Here is an 18,008-nt window from a genome sequence, read left to right on the forward strand (position 1 = left end):
CACCCTAATCTAAATACACCAAAATGAAAAAGGACAATCTGATTAGATCTTATGTACTGACCATAATACTTATAATCATAGGGCTATTCTTTGGTCAATTTTTAGTTCAGAACACAATCCGTGTTAATAAAAATGATGCACGACTAGTCAAGCTAGCTCAGCGCCAAGCCACCTATAGTGAAGACATTGCTAAAAACTCGATCTTAATGAGTACAGACAAAGTACTTAAGAGCGAGCGAAACTTCATCATCGCTAGACGTAGACTAAATGCCTCTATCGAACAATTCGAAAAAACACAAAAAGCACTAAAACAAGGTGATCCAGAGCTAGGTATCAGTAGAATAGAAAACTCAGACCAAGTCATTTCACTATTAGAGGAATCAGACGTTTCCTTTATAGAAGTGAGAGATGCAGCCAAAGAAATCGCCAACATTAGTTTTGATGATGACCCACAAGACAAAAACTTAATCATCGACCGAGCCTTAAATAACATTATTGACCAACAAAAAAAATACACAGAAAAAGCAAATGAAATCGCTGATGTCTACGAAATAGAAGCCAATATCAACAAAGCAGGTTCATCTTCCATGGGCTACATTATTACGGCTATTATTATTGGGGTGATATTGTTGCAAGCCTCTTTCGTATTCAGACCTGCCGTCAATCTTGCCTATAAAAACTTCATGACAGCAAACCAGGCTTTCACCAAACTCCAAAAATCAGAAGAGCAAATCAGACGCAGTGCTGAGAAACAACTAGAAGCCAATGAAAAGCTAATTCTCTCACAGCGTGCCCTAGAGCAGCGCAACAAAAAATTAAAACTCTCAGAGCAAGAAATCCTCAAAAGTTCACGAAAACAAATAGAGGTCAATGAGAAACTAATCCGCGTACAGGATGAACTAAGAAAGGCGTATGATAGAGTAAAATACTCTGAAGAACGCATGAGAAATATCGCTGAAGAACAACTAGAAGCGACCGAAAAACTCATGATCACGGAGAACCAACTCAAACAAGCCCTAGAACATGAGAAAGATAGTAGTACGGAGTTAAAAAACACCCTAAACAACCTAAAGAGTACTCAGTCTCAACTCGTCCAGTCTGAAAAAATGGCATCCCTAGGTCAGTTAACCGCAGGTATCGCCCATGAGATCAACAACCCGATCAACTTTGTATACAATGGTATTGACACCCTAAAAGTCTCTCTGGATGACCTCATGATTATCGTAAATAAATACGAAGAATTAGAAGAAACAACAGACTACAAACAAACACTAGAAGAGCTCAAAGATCTCAAAGAAGAGTACTCTTATGACGACCTGTTAGAAGACCTTAAAGAACTGGTATCAGATATCAAAAAAGGAGCTGTACGTACTATAGAAATCGTAAAAGGGCTAAGAGTCTTCTCGAGACTAGATGAAGAGGAGATGAAACCAGCCAATGTCAATGACGCTCTGGACGCCACCCTCACCCTACTCCGAAATAAAACCAAGAACATCATTGATCTAAAGAAATACTATGATGACGATATAGAGGAAATCAACTGTTTCCCTGGTCAGCTCAATCAAGTGTTTATGAATATCATCAGTAATGCGATTCAGGCCATCCCAGAAGAAAGAAAAGACGGGGAGATTCAGATATATACTGAGAACCAGGATCAGCACATCATGATCAAGATCAAAGACAATGGCGCTGGTATGTCAGAACAAGTCAAAAGAAGAATATTTGAACCTTTCTTTACGACTAAAGCAGTGGGTATTGGGACGGGACTAGGAATGTCTATTACCTTTGGAATCATAGAAAAGCATGGAGGCAACATCTATGTCAATAGTGAGGAGGGCAAAGGAACAGAATTCTCCATCCTATTACCAAAGCATCTGGCTGAAAAGAAAGGCCAAAACAAAGTCTCACAATCTCAACAAGCATAATTGATTAGGAAATAATAATGGAATCAAATCAAGAATTAGTAGCAGAGCAAAAAGCCCCAAAAAATAGAGACAAGTACACGATTCTCTATGTGGATGACGAAGAAAGTAATCTTCGTATTTTCCGCATGGCATTCAAAAGAGAATACAATGTACTCACAGCTCTGGGTGGGAACGAAGCAATAGAAATGCTACGCACCAATGATATCCAGTGCTTGATTACCGATCAAAAAATGCCTGAAATGACGGGGACAGAACTCCTAGAGCGCGTACTTCCTGAGTTTCCAGATGTTATCCGAATGATTTTGACAGGTTTTGCAGACATTGAGGCCATCGTCAAAGCAGTCAACAAATGCGGTATATATAAATATATCACCAAACCATGGGATAAAGGCGAGATGAAACTAACCATCGATAAAGCCCTAGAAGCCTACGAACTAAAAAGTGACAAAATCAACCTGATCCGTGAACTCGAAAAAGCCAACTCAAGTCTCGAAGAAAAAGTAGATCAAAGAACCAAAGAACTAGCAGAGGTCAACAAAAGACTCATGGATAGCATCAAGTATGCCATGACGATACAGAATGCTATGCTAGTATCTCCAGAACTCATCAAAGAAGCATTATCTGACTTCTTCCTCATCTTCAGACCGCTGGATATTGTAAGTGGTGACTTCTACTGGATAGCAGAAATAGAAGGCGAAGATGGCAATGCATTAACATGTATCGCAGCAGTAGACTGTACAGGACATGGAGTAGCAGGTGCGCTGATGAGTATGATTGGAGAGTCACTACTCAACCAAATCGTACACGAGCATGAAATTACTGATGTAGATGAAATTCTAGAAAACCTAAATATTGGTATCGTAGAGATACTAAACCAAGCAGAGACAGAAAACCATCACGGTATGGACGCCAGTATCCTAGTAATAGATAGAGCCAAATCTCAGGTTCTTTTCGCTGGTGCTAAACAAAACCTACTCTACACCAAAGACGGAAAAATAGAAACAGTCAAAGGTGACAGAATATCACTAGGAGGTGATACGGATCCTAACAAAAAACACACCAAGCATGTAATAGATTATATAGAAGGAGATACTTCTTTCTATATGTTTTCGGATGGTTTCCCCGATCAGTTTGGTGGCCCTAGCAACAAAAAATTCAGTGCAGCGAGACTGACCGAAGCATTGGAGAAAAATATAGATAAACCTATGGATGAACAAAAAGCCATCCTAGAACAGACATTAAACGATTGGATTGGTAATGAAAAACAAACCGATGACATTATGATCATGGGAGTCCAAGTTTAATTCAGAGTAAGCGCATAAACGAGGAGGAGTGTATGAAGATAAAGGTGATAACATTAAAAAACTGGTGTAACAAAAACATTACCCCATTGGCATGGCAAAGGATCATTATCAAAGTCTTGCCCCAACTGCGAGAGAAAGGGTTTGAATTAGATGAATTAGAAGATCCAAACAATGACCGGCTATTTCAAGAAGAAGAGTTCAAACTATTCACTGATGCACTTGATACTTTGTACAACATCAGCTTCCCAAAAGAAGTCATGGACAAAATACAATAGTGTATCCACTCCTCTATTTAATTAGCTTCTCTTGGAAGCTTTTTTTATAACCATGAAAAATAAACCTGAGAAAATATTAATTATCGCTATCTGTATCACGATATGCCTGGCACTCCCCTCCTGCTCACCCAAGCCATTTTCTAGGACGATAAGAGTAGTTAAGCCAAAAAACAGAATATTCTCACGTTACAATCATCAAAAACACGCCAACCGTAAGCGTACCAAAACTGTGCGTTACAAATCCTATTAAATCACACACTCCAACTATTCCCCATCCCTCCAACAGATTTGTCAATAATGTAGACAATAGGTTTTTAGATCCAAACTAATACAACACAGAGTTTACATTTTATTCGTCTTCTCACAGGACATGATTATTATTGCATCCTATGGATTTCAAAATCACCTCAGAATACGTTCCCACTGGCGATCAACCCAAAGCTATCGCACAACTCAAAGAAGGACTTGACAAAGGCGATCAATCCCAAGTTCTATTAGGAGTAACAGGATCTGGAAAGACCTTTACCATGGCCAACGTCATCGAACAGACCAATAGACCCGCCCTAGTCCTCTGCCACAACAAAACCCTAGCTGCCCAGCTATATGGAGAGCTAAAACAGTTCTTTCCCGAAAATGCCGTAGAATACTTCATCAGTTACTATGATTACTACCAGCCCGAGGCATTTCTCCCAACAACTGGCCTATACATAGAAAAAGACCTTAGTATTAACGAGGAAATCGAAAAACTACGCCTAGCCGCTACATCTTCCCTACTAACAGGTCGCAGGGATGTGATCGTAGTAGCCTCGGTATCCTGTATCTACGGTATCGGAAACCCTGAAGAGTTTGGAAAAAACGTCATCAAGCTAGAAGTTGGCCAGCAGATCAGTAGAAATCAATTATTATTCGCATTTGTCGACATTCTATATAGCAGATCAGAAGCAGACTTCAAACGTGGTAATTTCCGAGTCAAAGGCGATACCGTAGACATATTCATTGCCTACGGTGATTTTGCCTATCGCATCATATTTTGGGGAGATGAAATAGAAGCGATTCAGAGGATAGACCCCTATTCAGGAAAAAAACTATCAGAAGAATCCATCGTGAGTATTTTCCCTGCGAACCTCTTCGTTACAGGCAAAGACACGCTATTTCAAGCCATCAATGAAATTCAAGATGACATGATGGCGCAGGTGCAGTACTTCGAAGAAGAAGGCCGCTTTCTAGAAGCCAAACGCCTCAAAGAAAGAACTGAATTTGATATGGAGATGATGCGTGAGCTCGGCTACTGCTCTGGAGTAGAAAATTACTCTCGCTATTTCGACAGACGATCCAAAGGTTCTCGCCCCTTCTGCCTGCTCGATTATTTCCCAGATGACTTCTTGATGATCATAGACGAAAGCCACGTTACACTACCACAGATTCGCGCCATGTGGGGTGGTGACCGTTCTCGCAAAGTCAATCTCGTCGATCATGGATTCAGACTTCCATCGGCGATGGACAATAGACCACTGACTTTCGATGAATTCGAAGGCTTGGTCAATCAAACCATCTATGTCAGCGCCACCCCTAGTGACTATGAACTACGCAAATCAGAAGGAGTCGTTGTAGAACAAGTCATCCGCCCAACAGGACTATTGGATCCTATTATAGAGGTACGACCTAGTACCAATCAAGTCGATGACTTGCTGGAAGAGATTGATGAAAGAATCAAAAAGGATGAGCGAATTCTAATCACCACGCTGACCAAACGCATGGCAGAAGAGCTGACCAAATATTTTCAAGATTTAAATATTAAAACACGCTATATCCACTCCGAAGTAGACACACTTGACCGAGTAGAGATTTTGCGCGAGCTTAGACTAGGTGTTTTCGATGTATTGGTAGGCGTCAACTTACTCAGAGAAGGGCTAGATCTCCCTGAGGTATCTTTAGTTGCTATTATCGATGCAGATAAAGAAGGATTTCTCCGAAATGTAAGATCACTGGTACAGACCATAGGAAGAGCAGCACGTAACGAAAACGGTATGGTCATCATGTACGCAGACAAAGTCACAGGTTCTATGCAAGTAGCCATAGACGAAACCAATCGTAGAAGAGCAATCCAAGTGGCCTACAACACAGAACACGGCATTACGCCAACGACAGTGAAAAAGTCCAAAGAAGCAATCATGGGACAAACCTCCGTGGCAGACTCTAAAAAAGATACCAAAGGAAAATACTATGCGGGGAACGAATCTCCAGATATAGCGGCTGACCCAGTGGTAGCATACATGGATACTAAAGGTCTGGAAAAAATGATAGAACGTACAAAAAAACTCATGGAGAAGGCTGCCAAAGATTTAGACTTCATGGAAGCCGCTCGCCTCCGAGATGAAATGCAGGATTTACAGAAACTGAAAGAGACAAAAAAATAGGGCTTAAAAAAACAGTAATTTATAGATAGGCTATACCTTCCTGTATTAGCAACTTCAACCCAAAAGCAATCAAAACAATCCCTATTGTCATCCTAAGATAACGTTTCACTTTAGGGCTCAGGTACTTCTTCAGTTTTTCCGCATAGTATGCCTTGAGAGAATCAGTAAGCCATACGGTACTTAATATCCCAAAAAAATAAAACAACTCTCCTCGTGGACTGGTAAATGTAACAATCGCATAGTTAGACATAGCTGCCCAAAACGCCCATACAATTGGATTAATAGCGCCGAGCATAAAGCCCTGACCTAACAAACCAACATGTGCAAAGTTCTTCTTTTTGATGGGGGTTTCTATCTCTAACTCTTCGGAATTTTCCTTTTTGATCAGAAACACTAAACCAAAACTAATCAACAGCAAACCTCCTGCTAGTACCATCCATGGATTCGCAGTATCACCAGTCACCTTAGTCATCCCAAACCAAGTCACTGCTATAATCCCTGTATCGGCTATACCTACACCTAGCACAAAAAAAAGTGCTTTTTTGTAACCATGATCAATAGATTTTTGGATTAAAGTAAGGAAAACTGGGCCAGTAGAAACAGCCAAAATCAGTCCTGTAGATAGTCCTATAAGATATGGAGGCAAATCGTCTTTTTTTAAATTTGAGCTAAATTACGTCGTTTTCTAACAACGTCTGCCATGATTCTAATCTTTCGGATTTCAGTACACGTGGAAATTTACTTTGCCCTCCTTCCTTGCCGTTCTGTTTCATCCATTGGTAAAATTGCTGAGGAGAAACCACCGTCACAAAGATATCTTTGAGGGCAGCACTTCTCTCCACCTTATAGTCATCGTTGAGTTCCTTTAGGTGGTGGTCTAGCACCGATTTGAGTTGACTTTCGTCTATAGACTGATCCGTTCCCACATACCAATGATGTGCAAATAACCCCCCATGAGACTCCCCCGCTACTGTAAATTCCTTAACATCAATATTGAGCTGCTGAGCCGTCATTTCCATCGCACGATTCATATTGTCCATAGAAAGGTGTTCGCCACAAAGGCTCAAAAAATGCTTGGTTCTACCCGTAATAATTAGTTCGGTTTCGGCTAAATTGGTGAATTTCACTACGTCACCAATCAAGTAACGCCATGCACCCGCATTGGTACTCATCAAGAGCGCATACTCCTTATCCAATTCCACCTCATCAATTTTGTAGGTAGATGCGTCAGCCTTCACCTGACCATCCTCATCAAAATTCTCAGAAGTAAAAGGTACGAACTCGTAAAAAATTCCATTGTTCATCACGAGCTTCATAGACTCATGCGCCAGATCATCCTGAAAAGCCACAAAACCCTCAGAAGCCAAATAGGTTTCCAAATACATCAGTGGTTTGCCGAGTAGTTTTTCAAACCCCTTTTTGTAGGGTTTGAAGGAAACACCACCATGTACAAATATTTTCAAATTAGGCCAGATGTCATGGATATTATCGAGTTGGTAGTGAGCGATGATTTTTTCGATCAAAATCTGTATCCAAGCAGGCACACCTACCACCACTCCAATATCCCATGACGCAGCTTTTTCCACCATTTCATTCAGCTTCTGATTCCAATCAGGGGCTGCTGATATTTTCTTACCTGGTTTGTAAAAATGCTGAAACCAAAACGGAACCTGAGAAGTAGTAATTCCACTCAAATCACCTTCAAAATAGCGTCCATTAAATTTGAGATCGGTACTGCCGCCTACCATCAAAATCCCCTTCTCGAAGAACTCTGGTTCCAAATCATACTTAGAAATAGACAAGAGCTGACGCACACTCGTCTTACGAATGGACTTGATCATATCCGTTGTTACTGGGATATATTTAGAGGAAGCGGAGGAAGTCCCTGAACTCAGTGCATAATACTTGACCTTACCTGGCCAAGTCACACCCTTTATTCCTTGTCTACCTTTGGACCACCACTCGTCATTGATCGTCTCATAAGAGTAGATTGGCACATTGCTCTTATAATATTGATAGAACAGGTGCTCATCCTGATCTTTAAATCCATTCAGGATAGTTTTAAAATAATGATACTGACCAAAATAAGTATCCTTTGCTGTTATGAGCAGCTTACGCAACTCATTTTTTTGGAGATCCAAAGGAGAAGTATAATCCTGCTCCAAAGTCTCCCTGAGCTTAATTCCTTTCTTGAGTAGTTTACCTAAAAATGCCATAGTTAAAAAACCGCATCATGCTATAATTAGTTTTCCAAACATAGAACTATTTATATTCGTTGGTCTTCATAAGTTAATGGTTATTTTGTTAATTCACCATTACGAAATCATGAAACAACGCAGGGATGAAATCTGAAATAGCAGAGAGAATTAGGGAAATAAACGAAGAATTATCAGACAGTACAGCAAGGCTCATTGCTGTCAGTAAAACCAAGCCTAATGAAGCGATCGAAGAAGCTTACGCGATGGGTCAAAGAGCTTTTGGAGAGAACAAAGTACAGGAGTTAGTAGACAAACACGAAGCGCTACCAAAAGATATAGAATGGCATATGATCGGCCATCTTCAGCGAAACAAAGTCAAGTACATTGCTCCTTTTGTTCATCTTATACACGGTGTAGATACAGAAAAACTCCTAAAAGAAATCAATAAACAAGGCAAAAAAAATGACCGAACTCTATCTTGCCTTCTTCAAGTACACATCGCTGAGGAAGACACAAAGTTTGGGTTTGACGCAGATGAAATAACCACCATGCTAGACGCGGGCATCATGGACGAACTTCAGCATATCAAGATTTGCGGACTCATGGGGATGGCAACCCACACAGAAGATCAGGCACAGATCATAAAAGAATTTTCAGGATTAAAATCTCTACGAGATCAACTCCAACAAAACTACTCGCACGACCGCTTAGAGCTGAAAGAACTCTCCATGGGAATGAGTGGAGATTACCCTCTGGCAGTCAGCCAAGGCAGTACTTTAATCAGAGTAGGCTCAACAATCTTTGGCCAGCGCGACTATAATACTAAGTAACTAAAAAGGATCAGTCTGTAAAGTTGGGGCATAAACTCGGTAGACAGGTTCGATATTTTTATCCCAATCATTCAAATTAACCTCAAGGACTTATAAGAGATGGTTCGAAAAACAATAATGAATTTCGAACAATGAATCTTGAATCACGAAGTAATCCCCGATCGCTCCCCCAGAAATATGGAGCGATCCATGTTAAGCAGCATAAGATCAGTTATACAGGTAGTACTGTCAAAAAAAAAGCGGACATATAGCCCGCTTTCAACTTAATCGAAATATCATGTATGATTAACCGATCACTTTTACGTTAACGGCGTTCAATCCTCTTCTTCCTTCTTCTACGTCAAATTCTACTTTGTCGTTTTCTCTTACTTCGTCAACTAATCCTGAAGTGTGAACAAAAATATCATTCCCACCTTCGTCAGACTTAATGAAACCAAATCCTTTGGAATCATTGAAAAATTTAATTACTCCTTGTTGCATTATTATATTTGTTATTAATTCTAATCTAAAAGTGCATTAGCACTTACTTTTGTACTTCTTCTTTAGTAGCAACAGCTTCTACGGGCGGTTCTTCCAAAATGTTACCAAACTCATCTACATAAGCCAACATTTCGTCTAAATTTCCTCCTTTGCTGTTCTCCTTTCTCTCAAGCTTTCGTTCCTCTTTTTCCTTCTTCTTAATCCTTTTCTTCTTTTCTTTTTGGAACTTGATAAAGCTATTTTGAGATCTACTCATAGAATATTTTTAGTTGAATACTAATTACTACATGGCCTACATTTAGACCCTGCAAGAAAAAAACAAATGCTTCTAAGAAAATGTCTGGAATGTATCGAGAATTACTTGTACTAGAAGTGGTATTACTAATTTCTGACACAAAGGTAGTTCTATTATTGGTATAACCATGGGTTGGATCAACTATTCCAGATAAATACTTAGAACCAACCCAGTACAAGACAAAAAAAGCCTTGGCTTTCATTGAAAACCAAGGCTTTAATTTTGTATCAACAGGATATTAAATATTCTCAGCCAACCAAGCCCCTACTTCTGAGGTCTTGTATGCTTTTCCTTCACCAGAAATGTCCTCAGTGACAACACCTTCATTGAGTGATTTGTTGACTACATCTCTTACGGCTTGGGCTTCTTCTAGCAAATCCAAAGACTCCAACAACATCGCCGCTGAAAGCACAGTCGCTAGTGGGTTAGCGATATCTTTGCCCGCAGCCTGAGGATAAGACCCGTGGATCGGCTCAAAAACAGAAGTCTCTCTACCGACAGATGCAGAGGGCAATAGACCCATAGAACCTGTGATCACTGATGCTTCGTCCGACAGGATGTCTCCGAACATATTTTCGGTCACCATGACATCAAATTTCTTTGGCCACTGGATCAACTGCATCGCCGCATTGTCGACGAGCATGTAGTCCGTCTCAATATCTGTATATTCTTTCTCAACTCTCTGAGCGACCTCTCTCCAAAGTCTAGACGAGCTCAATACATTGGCCTTGTCCACTACAGTCACTCTCTTGCTGCGCTTGCCAGCATAGCTATAGGCCAATTTCAAGATACGCTCCACTTCCTCTACTGTGTACACACATGTATCAAAAGCTGAAGTCAAATCCTCAGATCTACCACGAGCACCAAAATAGATACCCCCGGTCAATTCTCTGATCACGACCAAATCTACATCTTGTACAATATCTCTTTTCAACGGAGACTTGTCGATCAATGAGGGGAAAGTAGCTACAGGTCTGATATTGGCATATAGTCCTAGCTTTTGTCTCATCCCCAACAATCCTTGCTCAGGTCTCACCTTCGCTGCAGGGTTGTTGTCGTACTTAGGATCACCGATCGCGCCGAACAGCACTGCATCAGAATCCAAACATACCTGGTGCGTCTCATCTGGGTATGGGTTGCCCGTCTCATCAATCGCGATCGCACCGACGAGTGCTTTTGTATAGTTGAACTGATGACCAAACTTGGTTGCTACTGCATCCATTACTTTGATCGCTTGCTCTACGATCTCTGGCCCGATACCGTCACCGGCCAATACGCCAATTTTAAATTCCATTTATTCTTAGTTTAAAATTCAATATGTAAAGGTCAAGGTTACAAATCCGCCCTCGACTATATATTATTCTCTATGATATTCAACATCTTGATGGTCGCTTTGATCGCCGCGACCGTCTGATCCGAATCCAAACCTTTGGTTTTGAATCGCTTGTCTCCCTGCCAAGTGATCGTGGTGATCACCAAAGCATCGGTCTCACCTCCTGGAGGAATCTGCACTTCATAATCCACCAACTTGGGCAATTCTTTGTTCAGTTCCTGATAGATCAAGTTCAGCGAATTCATGAACGCGTCATACTGTCCATCCCCACCCGCTGTCTTCTCATACACTTTGCCGTTGACCTCTATACTCAGAGTTGCCATGGATTTCAAACCCTGCGCAACGGAAAGTGAGTAGTTCATGATACGGATCGATGGGTCTACCACCTGCGTACCCAGTACATCCTTGATGATGAAAGGTAAATCTTCTTTGGAGATCGACTCCTTCTTATCACCCAGTTCGATGATCTTAGCGGTCACTTTTTTGGTTTCCTCCGGACTCAATTGAATCCCGAGTTCGTCCAAGTTCTTTTTGATACTGGCTTTCCCAGACATTTTACCCAAGGCATATGAGTATGTCCGTCCAAACCGCTCAGGATTAATACTGTTTTGGTACAGGTTGTCCTTGTTGTCTCCATCGGCATGAATACCACTCGTCTGTGTAAACACAAACTCCCCGATCAAGGGCTTGTTGGCTGGAATTCGTATACCCGAAAAAGACTCTACGAGCTTACAGGTCTGATACAATTTAGACTCATCCACCTTCATCTCATAACCGAGATGATCTTTGACGATACCGATCACACTCGATAGCGGCACATTGCCAGCACGCTCCCCGAGCCCATTGAGCGTCGTGTGCACACCAGTAAATCCACACTCTAAAGCAGAATACACATTGGCTACCGACAGGTCATAATCGTTGTGTGCATGAAAATCGAACTTCATATCTGGAAAATTCTTGGTCATGATGCCACAGTACTCGCTTGTCTGGATATGATTGAGCATCCCCAAAGTATCTGGGAGCATGATACGGTTGACCGCCATCTTCTCTAGTCCCTGTACCATTTCGAGTACATAGTCTGGAGAATCTTTCATACCGTTGGACCAATCCTCCAAGTATACATTGACTTTGATCCCCATCTCTTGTGCGATCGAGACCGTCTTAGCGATATCTGCTAGATGCTCCTCTAGGGTTTTCTTGAGTTGCTTTTCGCAATGCTTTCGAGAACCTTTGCATAGCAAATTAATCACATGCCCCCCTACATCCTTGATCCACTGTAGCGAGATATCTCCGTCTACAAACCCTAATATTTCTACTGCTTCGCCGTAACCATGGACATTGGCCCAATCGAGAATCATCTTCGCCGAGCGAAACTCCCCATCTGATACCCGCGCAGAAGCCACCTCTATCCTATCAACCTTGAGTTCGGCCAGTAGCATTTGTGCAACGCGCAACTTTTCCCCTTCGGTGAAAGACACCCCAGAAGTCTGCTCCCCATCACGTAGGGTGGTATCGAGAATTTCTACTTTTCTAGACATGGATACAAATTAAGCACCTAACAATACGCAAGTGCAGCGACTCATTTTGACAAAAGGAGAAATCCAAAACACCTATTGCTTTAGATTTCTCCTTCGTCGAAATGACAAAAATATTATAAAGGCAGTTCTTTGGCGAACTCTACGATCTCACCTTTGATGTTTTGTAGATAATCGATATCATCAAAACCATTGAGCATGTTGCCCTTCTTGTAACTATTGATATCAAAGCTTTCTGACTCGCCAGTAGACACAAGTGTGACTGTTTGAGCAGGAAGGTCCACTTTGATCTCAGCTTTAGGATCTGCTTCGATGGCCTTGAATATTTTGTCCAAAAACTCCGCGCTCACCTGTACAGGCAACACGCCGATATTCAAACAGTTGCCCTTGAAAATATCTGCAAAGAAACTTGAGATCACACATCTGAATCCATAATCGTACACCGACCATGCCGCGTGCTCTCTCGACGATCCTGAACCGAAGTTCTTGCCACCTACTAGGATCTGTCCTGAATAAGTCGGGTTGTTGAGAACGAAATCCTGCTTAGGACTACCGTCCGTATTGTATCTCCAGTCTCTGAACAAGTTATCACCGAACCCTACACGCTCGGTCGCTTTCAAGAATCTCGCTGGAATAATTTGGTCAGTATCCACATTTTCGATTGGCAATGGAACTGCACTACTTGTCAATATTTCGAATTTATCGTATGCCATATTTATTTACTTTGGGTGTCGGGCTACTCGCTGTACGCAAATCGCTAAACGCCTATTTTATCTTATTAATCAAGTTATACAAACTCCTTTTGACCTGATTGACTATATCAAAAAGAGCATCATAATCCTTTTCATTCAAATATTTCAAATCTTTACTCAAGAGTAAAAAATATTCTAATTCAGATGCCGACCCTTTGGCTATTACCAAATAACGAGCGAATTCTTTATCACTATCTCTTCCACAGCCTTCACTTATGTTGGATGGGAATTGAATAAGCCGCTCTTTGCATCTGACTAACTATTCCAAACTTTTCAGCTGCAGGAAACTCCAAAGTAACTCGGTAAATTTCAAGAGTCAACTCATGACCCAATTCCCATACCTTATACTTTCTATAATCTCTCACTGTATGTAGTTGCAGCGTAAAGCGAATAGCGCTAAGATTAAAGCCAATTAAGCAATCAACTCTCTCGGGTCGCTCACAACGCCGTTTACAGCAGAAGCAGCGGCAACTAGTGGGCTGGCCAATAGTGTTCTAGAGCCTGGCCCTTGTCTTCCTTCGAAGTTACGGTTGGACGTACTCACGGCGAGTTTACCCGCTGGCACTTTGTCATCATTCATCGCGAGACATGCCGAACAGCCTGGCTCTCTCAATTCGAAACCTGCTTCGGTCAAGATATCCAAAAGCCCTTCTTCTTTGATGGCAGCCTCTACCTTGTGTGAGCCTGGCACCAACCATGCCGTCACGTGATCAGCCTTTTTCTTTCCTTTGACGAGTTCGGCAAATGCACGAAAATCTTCGATTCTACCGTTGGTACAGCTACCAAGGAATACATAGTCGATTTTCTTACCGATCATCGAGTCTCCTTGGTTGAAATTCATGTATCCCAGTGACTTTTCGTAAGTAGACACACCGCCATCCAAGTCCGCTGCATTCGGGATATTCTTGCTGATACCCATACCCATACCTGGATTGGTACCATAGGTAATCATCGGCTCTATATCACTCGCATCGTAGGTGTATTCTTGATCAAACGACGCGTCTGCATCTGTCTTCAAGGTCTCCCAATAAGCCATGGCTTTGTCCCACGCAGCTCCTGATGGGGTAAACTCTCTGCCTTTGACGTATTCGAAGGTAGTTTCGTCTGGTGCAATCATACCACCACGTGCTCCCATCTCAATCGATAGGTTACATACAGTCATACGACCTTCCATGGTCATGTTTTCAAACACATCTCCAGCATATTCTACGAAGTACCCTGTAGCACCAGAAGTCGTCAGTTTAGAGATGATATAAAGGGCAACGTCTTTTGGTGACACTCCTTTTTGTAGCGTACCGTTAACGTTGATTCTCATTTTCTTTGGTTTAGGCTGCATGATACACTGCGACGAGAGCACCATCTCCACCTCCGATGTACCGATACCGAAAGCGATCGCACCGAATGCACCGTGCGTAGAAGTATGCGAGTCTCCACATACGATCGTAGCACCAGGCTGAGTGATACCATACTCAGGTCCTACCACGTGTACAATACCGTTTTTCTCATGTCCCAGACCCCAGTGAGAGATCCCGTGCTCCTTGGCGTTGGTTTCCAAAGCTTGCAGTTGGCTCGCTGACAAAGGATCCTCTACAGGCAGGTGTTGGTTGATCGTTGGTGTATTGTGATCGGCTGTTGCAAAAGTTTTCTCAGGGTGTAAAACCTTCAAACCTCTATTTTTCAACCCTAGAAAAGCAACTGGACTAGTCACTTCGTGTACCATGTGTCTATCGATAAACACAACGTCTGGTCCTCCTTCAATCTTTTTAACTACGTGCGAATCCCACACTTTGTCAAACAACGTCTTGCCCATAATTATGAATTTTTAAAATATTAAATCAAGTCATTCGATCGGATGGTCATAATAACCACCCAAAATCGAAGCGCAAAGGTAAGGTATTGTCTGTTATTTTAGAGGTTTAGTTCGAATAATGGCGGTGATTAAAGTGATAATTGAAATTTTGACAAAATAATCTTCTCGATTTAATGAATTTGACAAACGAGGTTCTCTATTGATTCGTTACAGAGCAAAAGCATACTAAAAACCTCAAGAACTCTAATTCTATAATTTTTGCTATGCTACTCGCCTGCATCTAATTCTTGGATCAGAACAAACAAACTATTCGAAAGACTCGTTACTTGATGCTTGATATTGACAGGAATATCTAACTCATCAAACTTACGCAGCAAGTATTTGGTCTCTCCCTGCTCGTACTCTACCTCCCCTTCGACTAAGACCAACTTGGTCACGTAGGGAGTTTGATGCTCGGTGAGTATTACTCCTTGCTTGAGTCCTATCCCCAATATTCTGAGGTTTTCACTTTTCTCAATGACTTTGACCACTGGTTTGTCAGATTCTAGCAATTCTGTCCAGATGGCTTGATTGACAGCTGTTTTCATAGTTACTGTGGGGATTGGGCTTGCCTCGCCTGAAACAAGCGCATGAATGTAATGTGTGCCACGTTTCGTGCTCGTTCTTTGGCAAGAATCGCCTTCTCTCCTTCGAACAGTGCGTCCAAGGTCTCGAACCACAGTTGCAACCAATGTCCAAAATGATCTTGAGAGATCGAATGATCGTATTTTTCATCAACCTCTAGGTGCGCCCGCATCGGGTTACCCTGAAACTTCTGCACATAAAACAAGTTGGTTTCCCAAAAATCAGCCAGCTTGGCTAGATGCTCTGGCCAATCCTGAATCACTCCATTAAATATCGGGCCCAACATCTCGTGTTGCCTTACTTTTCCATAGAATGTATTGACCAGTAACTCTAGGTCGGATCGAGTGGAAATATCTTGTTTTGACATGAAACAAATATAGATCAGTAGATGCCCAGAAAAAATGATCTAAATCATAACTGGAGAAGATTTTTATAGACTAAGGACAACCTTGTACAAAAATATAAGTCTGTAAAGGTGGGCTTGGGCTCGACTTCTGATCGAGAAGTAAACCTTCGCTCATTTCTCTTTCGAGGAACTAACACGTATTACAATCTAAAAGCATTCTATGAGATCAATAGAAAACAAAGTAGCCCTCATCACAGGAGGCACCAAAGGAATAGGATACGGTATCGCCGAAGCGATGCTGAAAGCAAACATGAAAGTCGCCATCACGGGCAGAACGCAAGAAGGAATCACCAACGCAATCTCTAAATTGGCTGAATATGGCGATGTAGTAGGGATCGTCGCAGATGTACGTGACGCCTCTGCCATGCGTGCAGCAGCCGATCAGGTGACCAACCAAATGGCTCAACTCGATGTAGTCATCGCCAATGCAGGTGTAGGACACTTCGGGTCAATCACCGAATTGACAGATGAGCAGTGGAACGAAACGTTGGATATTAATTTAACGGGAGTATTCAATACCGTCAGGGCGTCTATTCCAGCACTCAAAGAAACGAAGGGATACATCTTCACCATTGCGAGTTTGGCTGGCGCCAACTTCTTCGCCAAAGGCTCTGCTTACAACGCGAGCAAGTTTGGGCTGGTAGGCTTCACCCAAGCCATGATGCTAGACCTCCGTCACGAAGGCATCAATGTATCAACGATCATGCCCGGCTCTGTGGCTACCTACTTCAACAACCACACGCCTAACGAAGAGGATCATTGGAAAATACAGATCGAAGACCTTGGACAAATGGTAGTTGACATGCTAAAATTAGACCCTAGAACTCTCCCTTCCAAAATAGAAGTGAGACCAAGTCAGCCTCCAGTAAAATAGTATTGAATACTGTCTATTAAGATAAAACGCCTCATGTCAAAGTGAAACTTTACATGAGGCGTTTTTAGCTTGTATCAACAAGCCACTAATCAGCTGCTTTCGAATCAATCGAAATGAATGGCAATCTGATGGTAAGAACTGTTGCCATCCTCGTCTAGTGCCGTTATCATTAGGTAGAGATGCTCTCCCTCCTCCAACTCATCCAGATCCGATTGTGTTATCACTATATTAGCATCAGCTAATAAAGACTGTATCGTAACACTAGTCTCTCCTTCCACTTCGAACTCCTGATCAAAAATAGCTTCATCCAAAACTCTGGCATGTTCGTGATCATGTTCCTCGATCTCTTCCGCATGACCTACTTCGATATCTACATGATCTAAAGTCCCAGACTGATCTTCGATCAATCCATAAAACTGAATTGTCTCGCCTACAACAGCCTCGTACTCCTCTACTTCTTCTCCTGTAGCATCCTGAAAATGCACCAATGGCATCTGATCATTCGTAATCCAAATCTGACGTTCTATCGCTGACCCATCTGCAAAACTAGTGGAATTGCCCGTCGCATCGATAGCTTGCACTATGAAGTGATATGGACCAGCAGTGGCATCAGCATCAATATCAATCTCTACATCAATCTCTGCCGTAGCTCCTTCTACTACATAACTTTGGTCAAAAGCAAATGCTGACAATGTTCTTCCATGCGTATGATCATCAAAATCATCGTGAATGGTAATATTATAACTTGCCAGACCTTCATTATCTGAGACCTCTCCGTGCGCATGAATTTCACCGCCAGCTGCAAATTGCTCACCCGACTCAGGCTCCTCTACTTCTATCACCGGTGCAGTCACATCTGGTGTGTTGTCATCAGACTCACAGGCTACTAATGCAGCTGATACAATTATTGAAAATAATAGCTTCTTGTTCATTATTTTATGTTTGTTTAG

The 18,008-nt window shown here is 41.9% G+C and carries 19 protein-coding genes; 6 read left to right on the forward strand and 13 right to left on the reverse strand.

The window, feature by feature from the left end; genetic code table 11:
* Positions 1-23 precede the first annotated feature (23 nt).
* From BUB99_RS00640 to uvrB, 4 genes are all read left to right on the forward strand, one after another.
* A complete protein-coding gene (locus BUB99_RS00640) occupies positions 24-1,925 on the forward strand; it encodes an ATP-binding protein (protein WP_073118486.1) in 1,902 nt (633 codons plus the stop codon).
* Between the two features lie 17 nt (positions 1,926-1,942).
* A complete protein-coding gene (locus BUB99_RS00645) occupies positions 1,943-3,229 on the forward strand; it encodes a response regulator (RefSeq protein ID WP_073118488.1) in 1,287 nt (428 codons plus the stop codon).
* A 44-nt stretch (positions 3,230-3,273) separates the two neighbouring features.
* Positions 3,274-3,504, forward strand: a complete 231-nt coding sequence (locus BUB99_RS00650) for a hypothetical protein (protein ID WP_221407473.1) — start codon at positions 3,274-3,276, stop codon at positions 3,502-3,504.
* A 389-nt stretch (positions 3,505-3,893) separates the two neighbouring features.
* The gene (gene uvrB, locus BUB99_RS00655; protein WP_073118492.1) at positions 3,894-5,921 is read left to right on the forward strand and encodes an excinuclease ABC subunit UvrB; all 2,028 of its coding nucleotides are present in this window, start codon (positions 3,894-3,896) and stop codon (positions 5,919-5,921) included.
* 19 nt (positions 5,922-5,940) lie between these two features.
* Here the strand turns inward: uvrB and BUB99_RS00660 are convergent, their stop codons facing one another.
* Positions 5,941-6,567, reverse strand: a complete 627-nt coding sequence (locus tag BUB99_RS00660) for a LysE family translocator (protein ID WP_073118494.1) — start codon at positions 6,565-6,567, stop codon at positions 5,941-5,943.
* Positions 6,568-6,589: 22 nt separating this feature from the next.
* A complete protein-coding gene (locus BUB99_RS00665) occupies positions 6,590-8,137 on the reverse strand; it encodes a GH3 family domain-containing protein (protein WP_073118496.1) in 1,548 nt (515 codons plus the stop codon).
* Between the two features lie 125 nt (positions 8,138-8,262).
* Between BUB99_RS00665 and BUB99_RS00670 the strand changes: the two genes are divergently transcribed.
* Positions 8,263-8,949, forward strand: a complete 687-nt coding sequence (locus BUB99_RS00670; protein ID WP_073118498.1) for a YggS family pyridoxal phosphate-dependent enzyme — start codon at positions 8,263-8,265, stop codon at positions 8,947-8,949.
* 285 nt (positions 8,950-9,234) lie between these two features.
* Here BUB99_RS00670 and BUB99_RS00675 read toward each other — a convergent pair whose 3' ends face one another.
* The 10 genes from BUB99_RS00675 to BUB99_RS00715 all read right to left on the reverse strand — a co-directional run bounded on the left by BUB99_RS00675 (position 9,235) and on the right by BUB99_RS00715 (position 16,145).
* Complete coding sequence (locus BUB99_RS00675) at positions 9,235-9,429, reverse strand: cold-shock protein (RefSeq protein WP_073118500.1); 195 nt, start codon at positions 9,427-9,429, stop codon at positions 9,235-9,237.
* Between the two features lie 43 nt (positions 9,430-9,472).
* Positions 9,473-9,685, reverse strand: coding sequence for a cold-shock protein (locus tag BUB99_RS00680; RefSeq protein ID WP_073118502.1), 213 nt, complete (start codon positions 9,683-9,685; stop codon positions 9,473-9,475).
* 277 nt (positions 9,686-9,962) lie between these two features.
* The gene (leuB, locus tag BUB99_RS00685) at positions 9,963-11,018 is read right to left on the reverse strand and encodes a 3-isopropylmalate dehydrogenase (protein ID WP_073118504.1); all 1,056 of its coding nucleotides are present in this window, start codon (positions 11,016-11,018) and stop codon (positions 9,963-9,965) included.
* 56 nt (positions 11,019-11,074) lie between these two features.
* A complete protein-coding gene (locus BUB99_RS00690) occupies positions 11,075-12,595 on the reverse strand; it encodes an alpha-isopropylmalate synthase regulatory domain-containing protein (protein WP_073118508.1) in 1,521 nt (506 codons plus the stop codon).
* A 113-nt stretch (positions 12,596-12,708) separates the two neighbouring features.
* Positions 12,709-13,305: a 3-isopropylmalate dehydratase small subunit gene (leuD, locus tag BUB99_RS00695; RefSeq protein WP_073118511.1), complete on the reverse strand. Its 597-nt coding sequence runs from the start codon at positions 13,303-13,305 to the stop codon at positions 12,709-12,711.
* Positions 13,306-13,357: 52 nt separating this feature from the next.
* On the reverse strand, positions 13,358-13,513 hold the full coding sequence (locus BUB99_RS20570; protein ID WP_245816768.1) for a four helix bundle protein: 156 nt from the start codon (positions 13,511-13,513) through the stop codon (positions 13,358-13,360).
* A 40-nt stretch (positions 13,514-13,553) separates the two neighbouring features.
* Positions 13,554-13,709 carry a four helix bundle protein gene (locus BUB99_RS20575; RefSeq protein WP_245816769.1) on the reverse strand — a complete coding sequence of 52 codons (156 nt, stop codon included), beginning with the start codon at positions 13,707-13,709 and terminating at the stop codon, positions 13,554-13,556.
* A gap of 47 nt (positions 13,710-13,756) precedes the next feature.
* On the reverse strand, positions 13,757-15,154 hold the full coding sequence (gene leuC / locus BUB99_RS00705) for a 3-isopropylmalate dehydratase large subunit (RefSeq protein WP_073118514.1): 1,398 nt from the start codon (positions 15,152-15,154) through the stop codon (positions 13,757-13,759).
* Between the two features lie 266 nt (positions 15,155-15,420).
* Positions 15,421-15,741 carry a cupin domain-containing protein gene (locus tag BUB99_RS00710; RefSeq protein ID WP_073118516.1) on the reverse strand — a complete coding sequence of 107 codons (321 nt, stop codon included), beginning with the start codon at positions 15,739-15,741 and terminating at the stop codon, positions 15,421-15,423.
* Between the two features lie 2 nt (positions 15,742-15,743).
* Complete coding sequence (locus tag BUB99_RS00715) at positions 15,744-16,145, reverse strand: group III truncated hemoglobin (RefSeq protein ID WP_073118519.1); 402 nt, start codon at positions 16,143-16,145, stop codon at positions 15,744-15,746.
* 199 nt (positions 16,146-16,344) lie between these two features.
* Between BUB99_RS00715 and BUB99_RS00720 the strand changes: the two genes are divergently transcribed.
* Positions 16,345-17,058: an SDR family oxidoreductase gene (locus BUB99_RS00720; RefSeq protein WP_073118522.1), complete on the forward strand. Its 714-nt coding sequence runs from the start codon at positions 16,345-16,347 to the stop codon at positions 17,056-17,058.
* A 104-nt stretch (positions 17,059-17,162) separates the two neighbouring features.
* Here BUB99_RS00720 and BUB99_RS00725 read toward each other — a convergent pair whose 3' ends face one another.
* Positions 17,163-17,990, reverse strand: coding sequence for a DUF4625 domain-containing protein (locus BUB99_RS00725; protein WP_073118525.1), 828 nt, complete (start codon positions 17,988-17,990; stop codon positions 17,163-17,165).
* Between the last annotated feature and the right edge of the window lie 18 nt (positions 17,991-18,008).

Source organism: Reichenbachiella agariperforans, from assembly GCF_900142205.1.
Classification (GTDB): domain Bacteria; phylum Bacteroidota; class Bacteroidia; order Cytophagales; family Cyclobacteriaceae; genus Reichenbachiella; species Reichenbachiella agariperforans.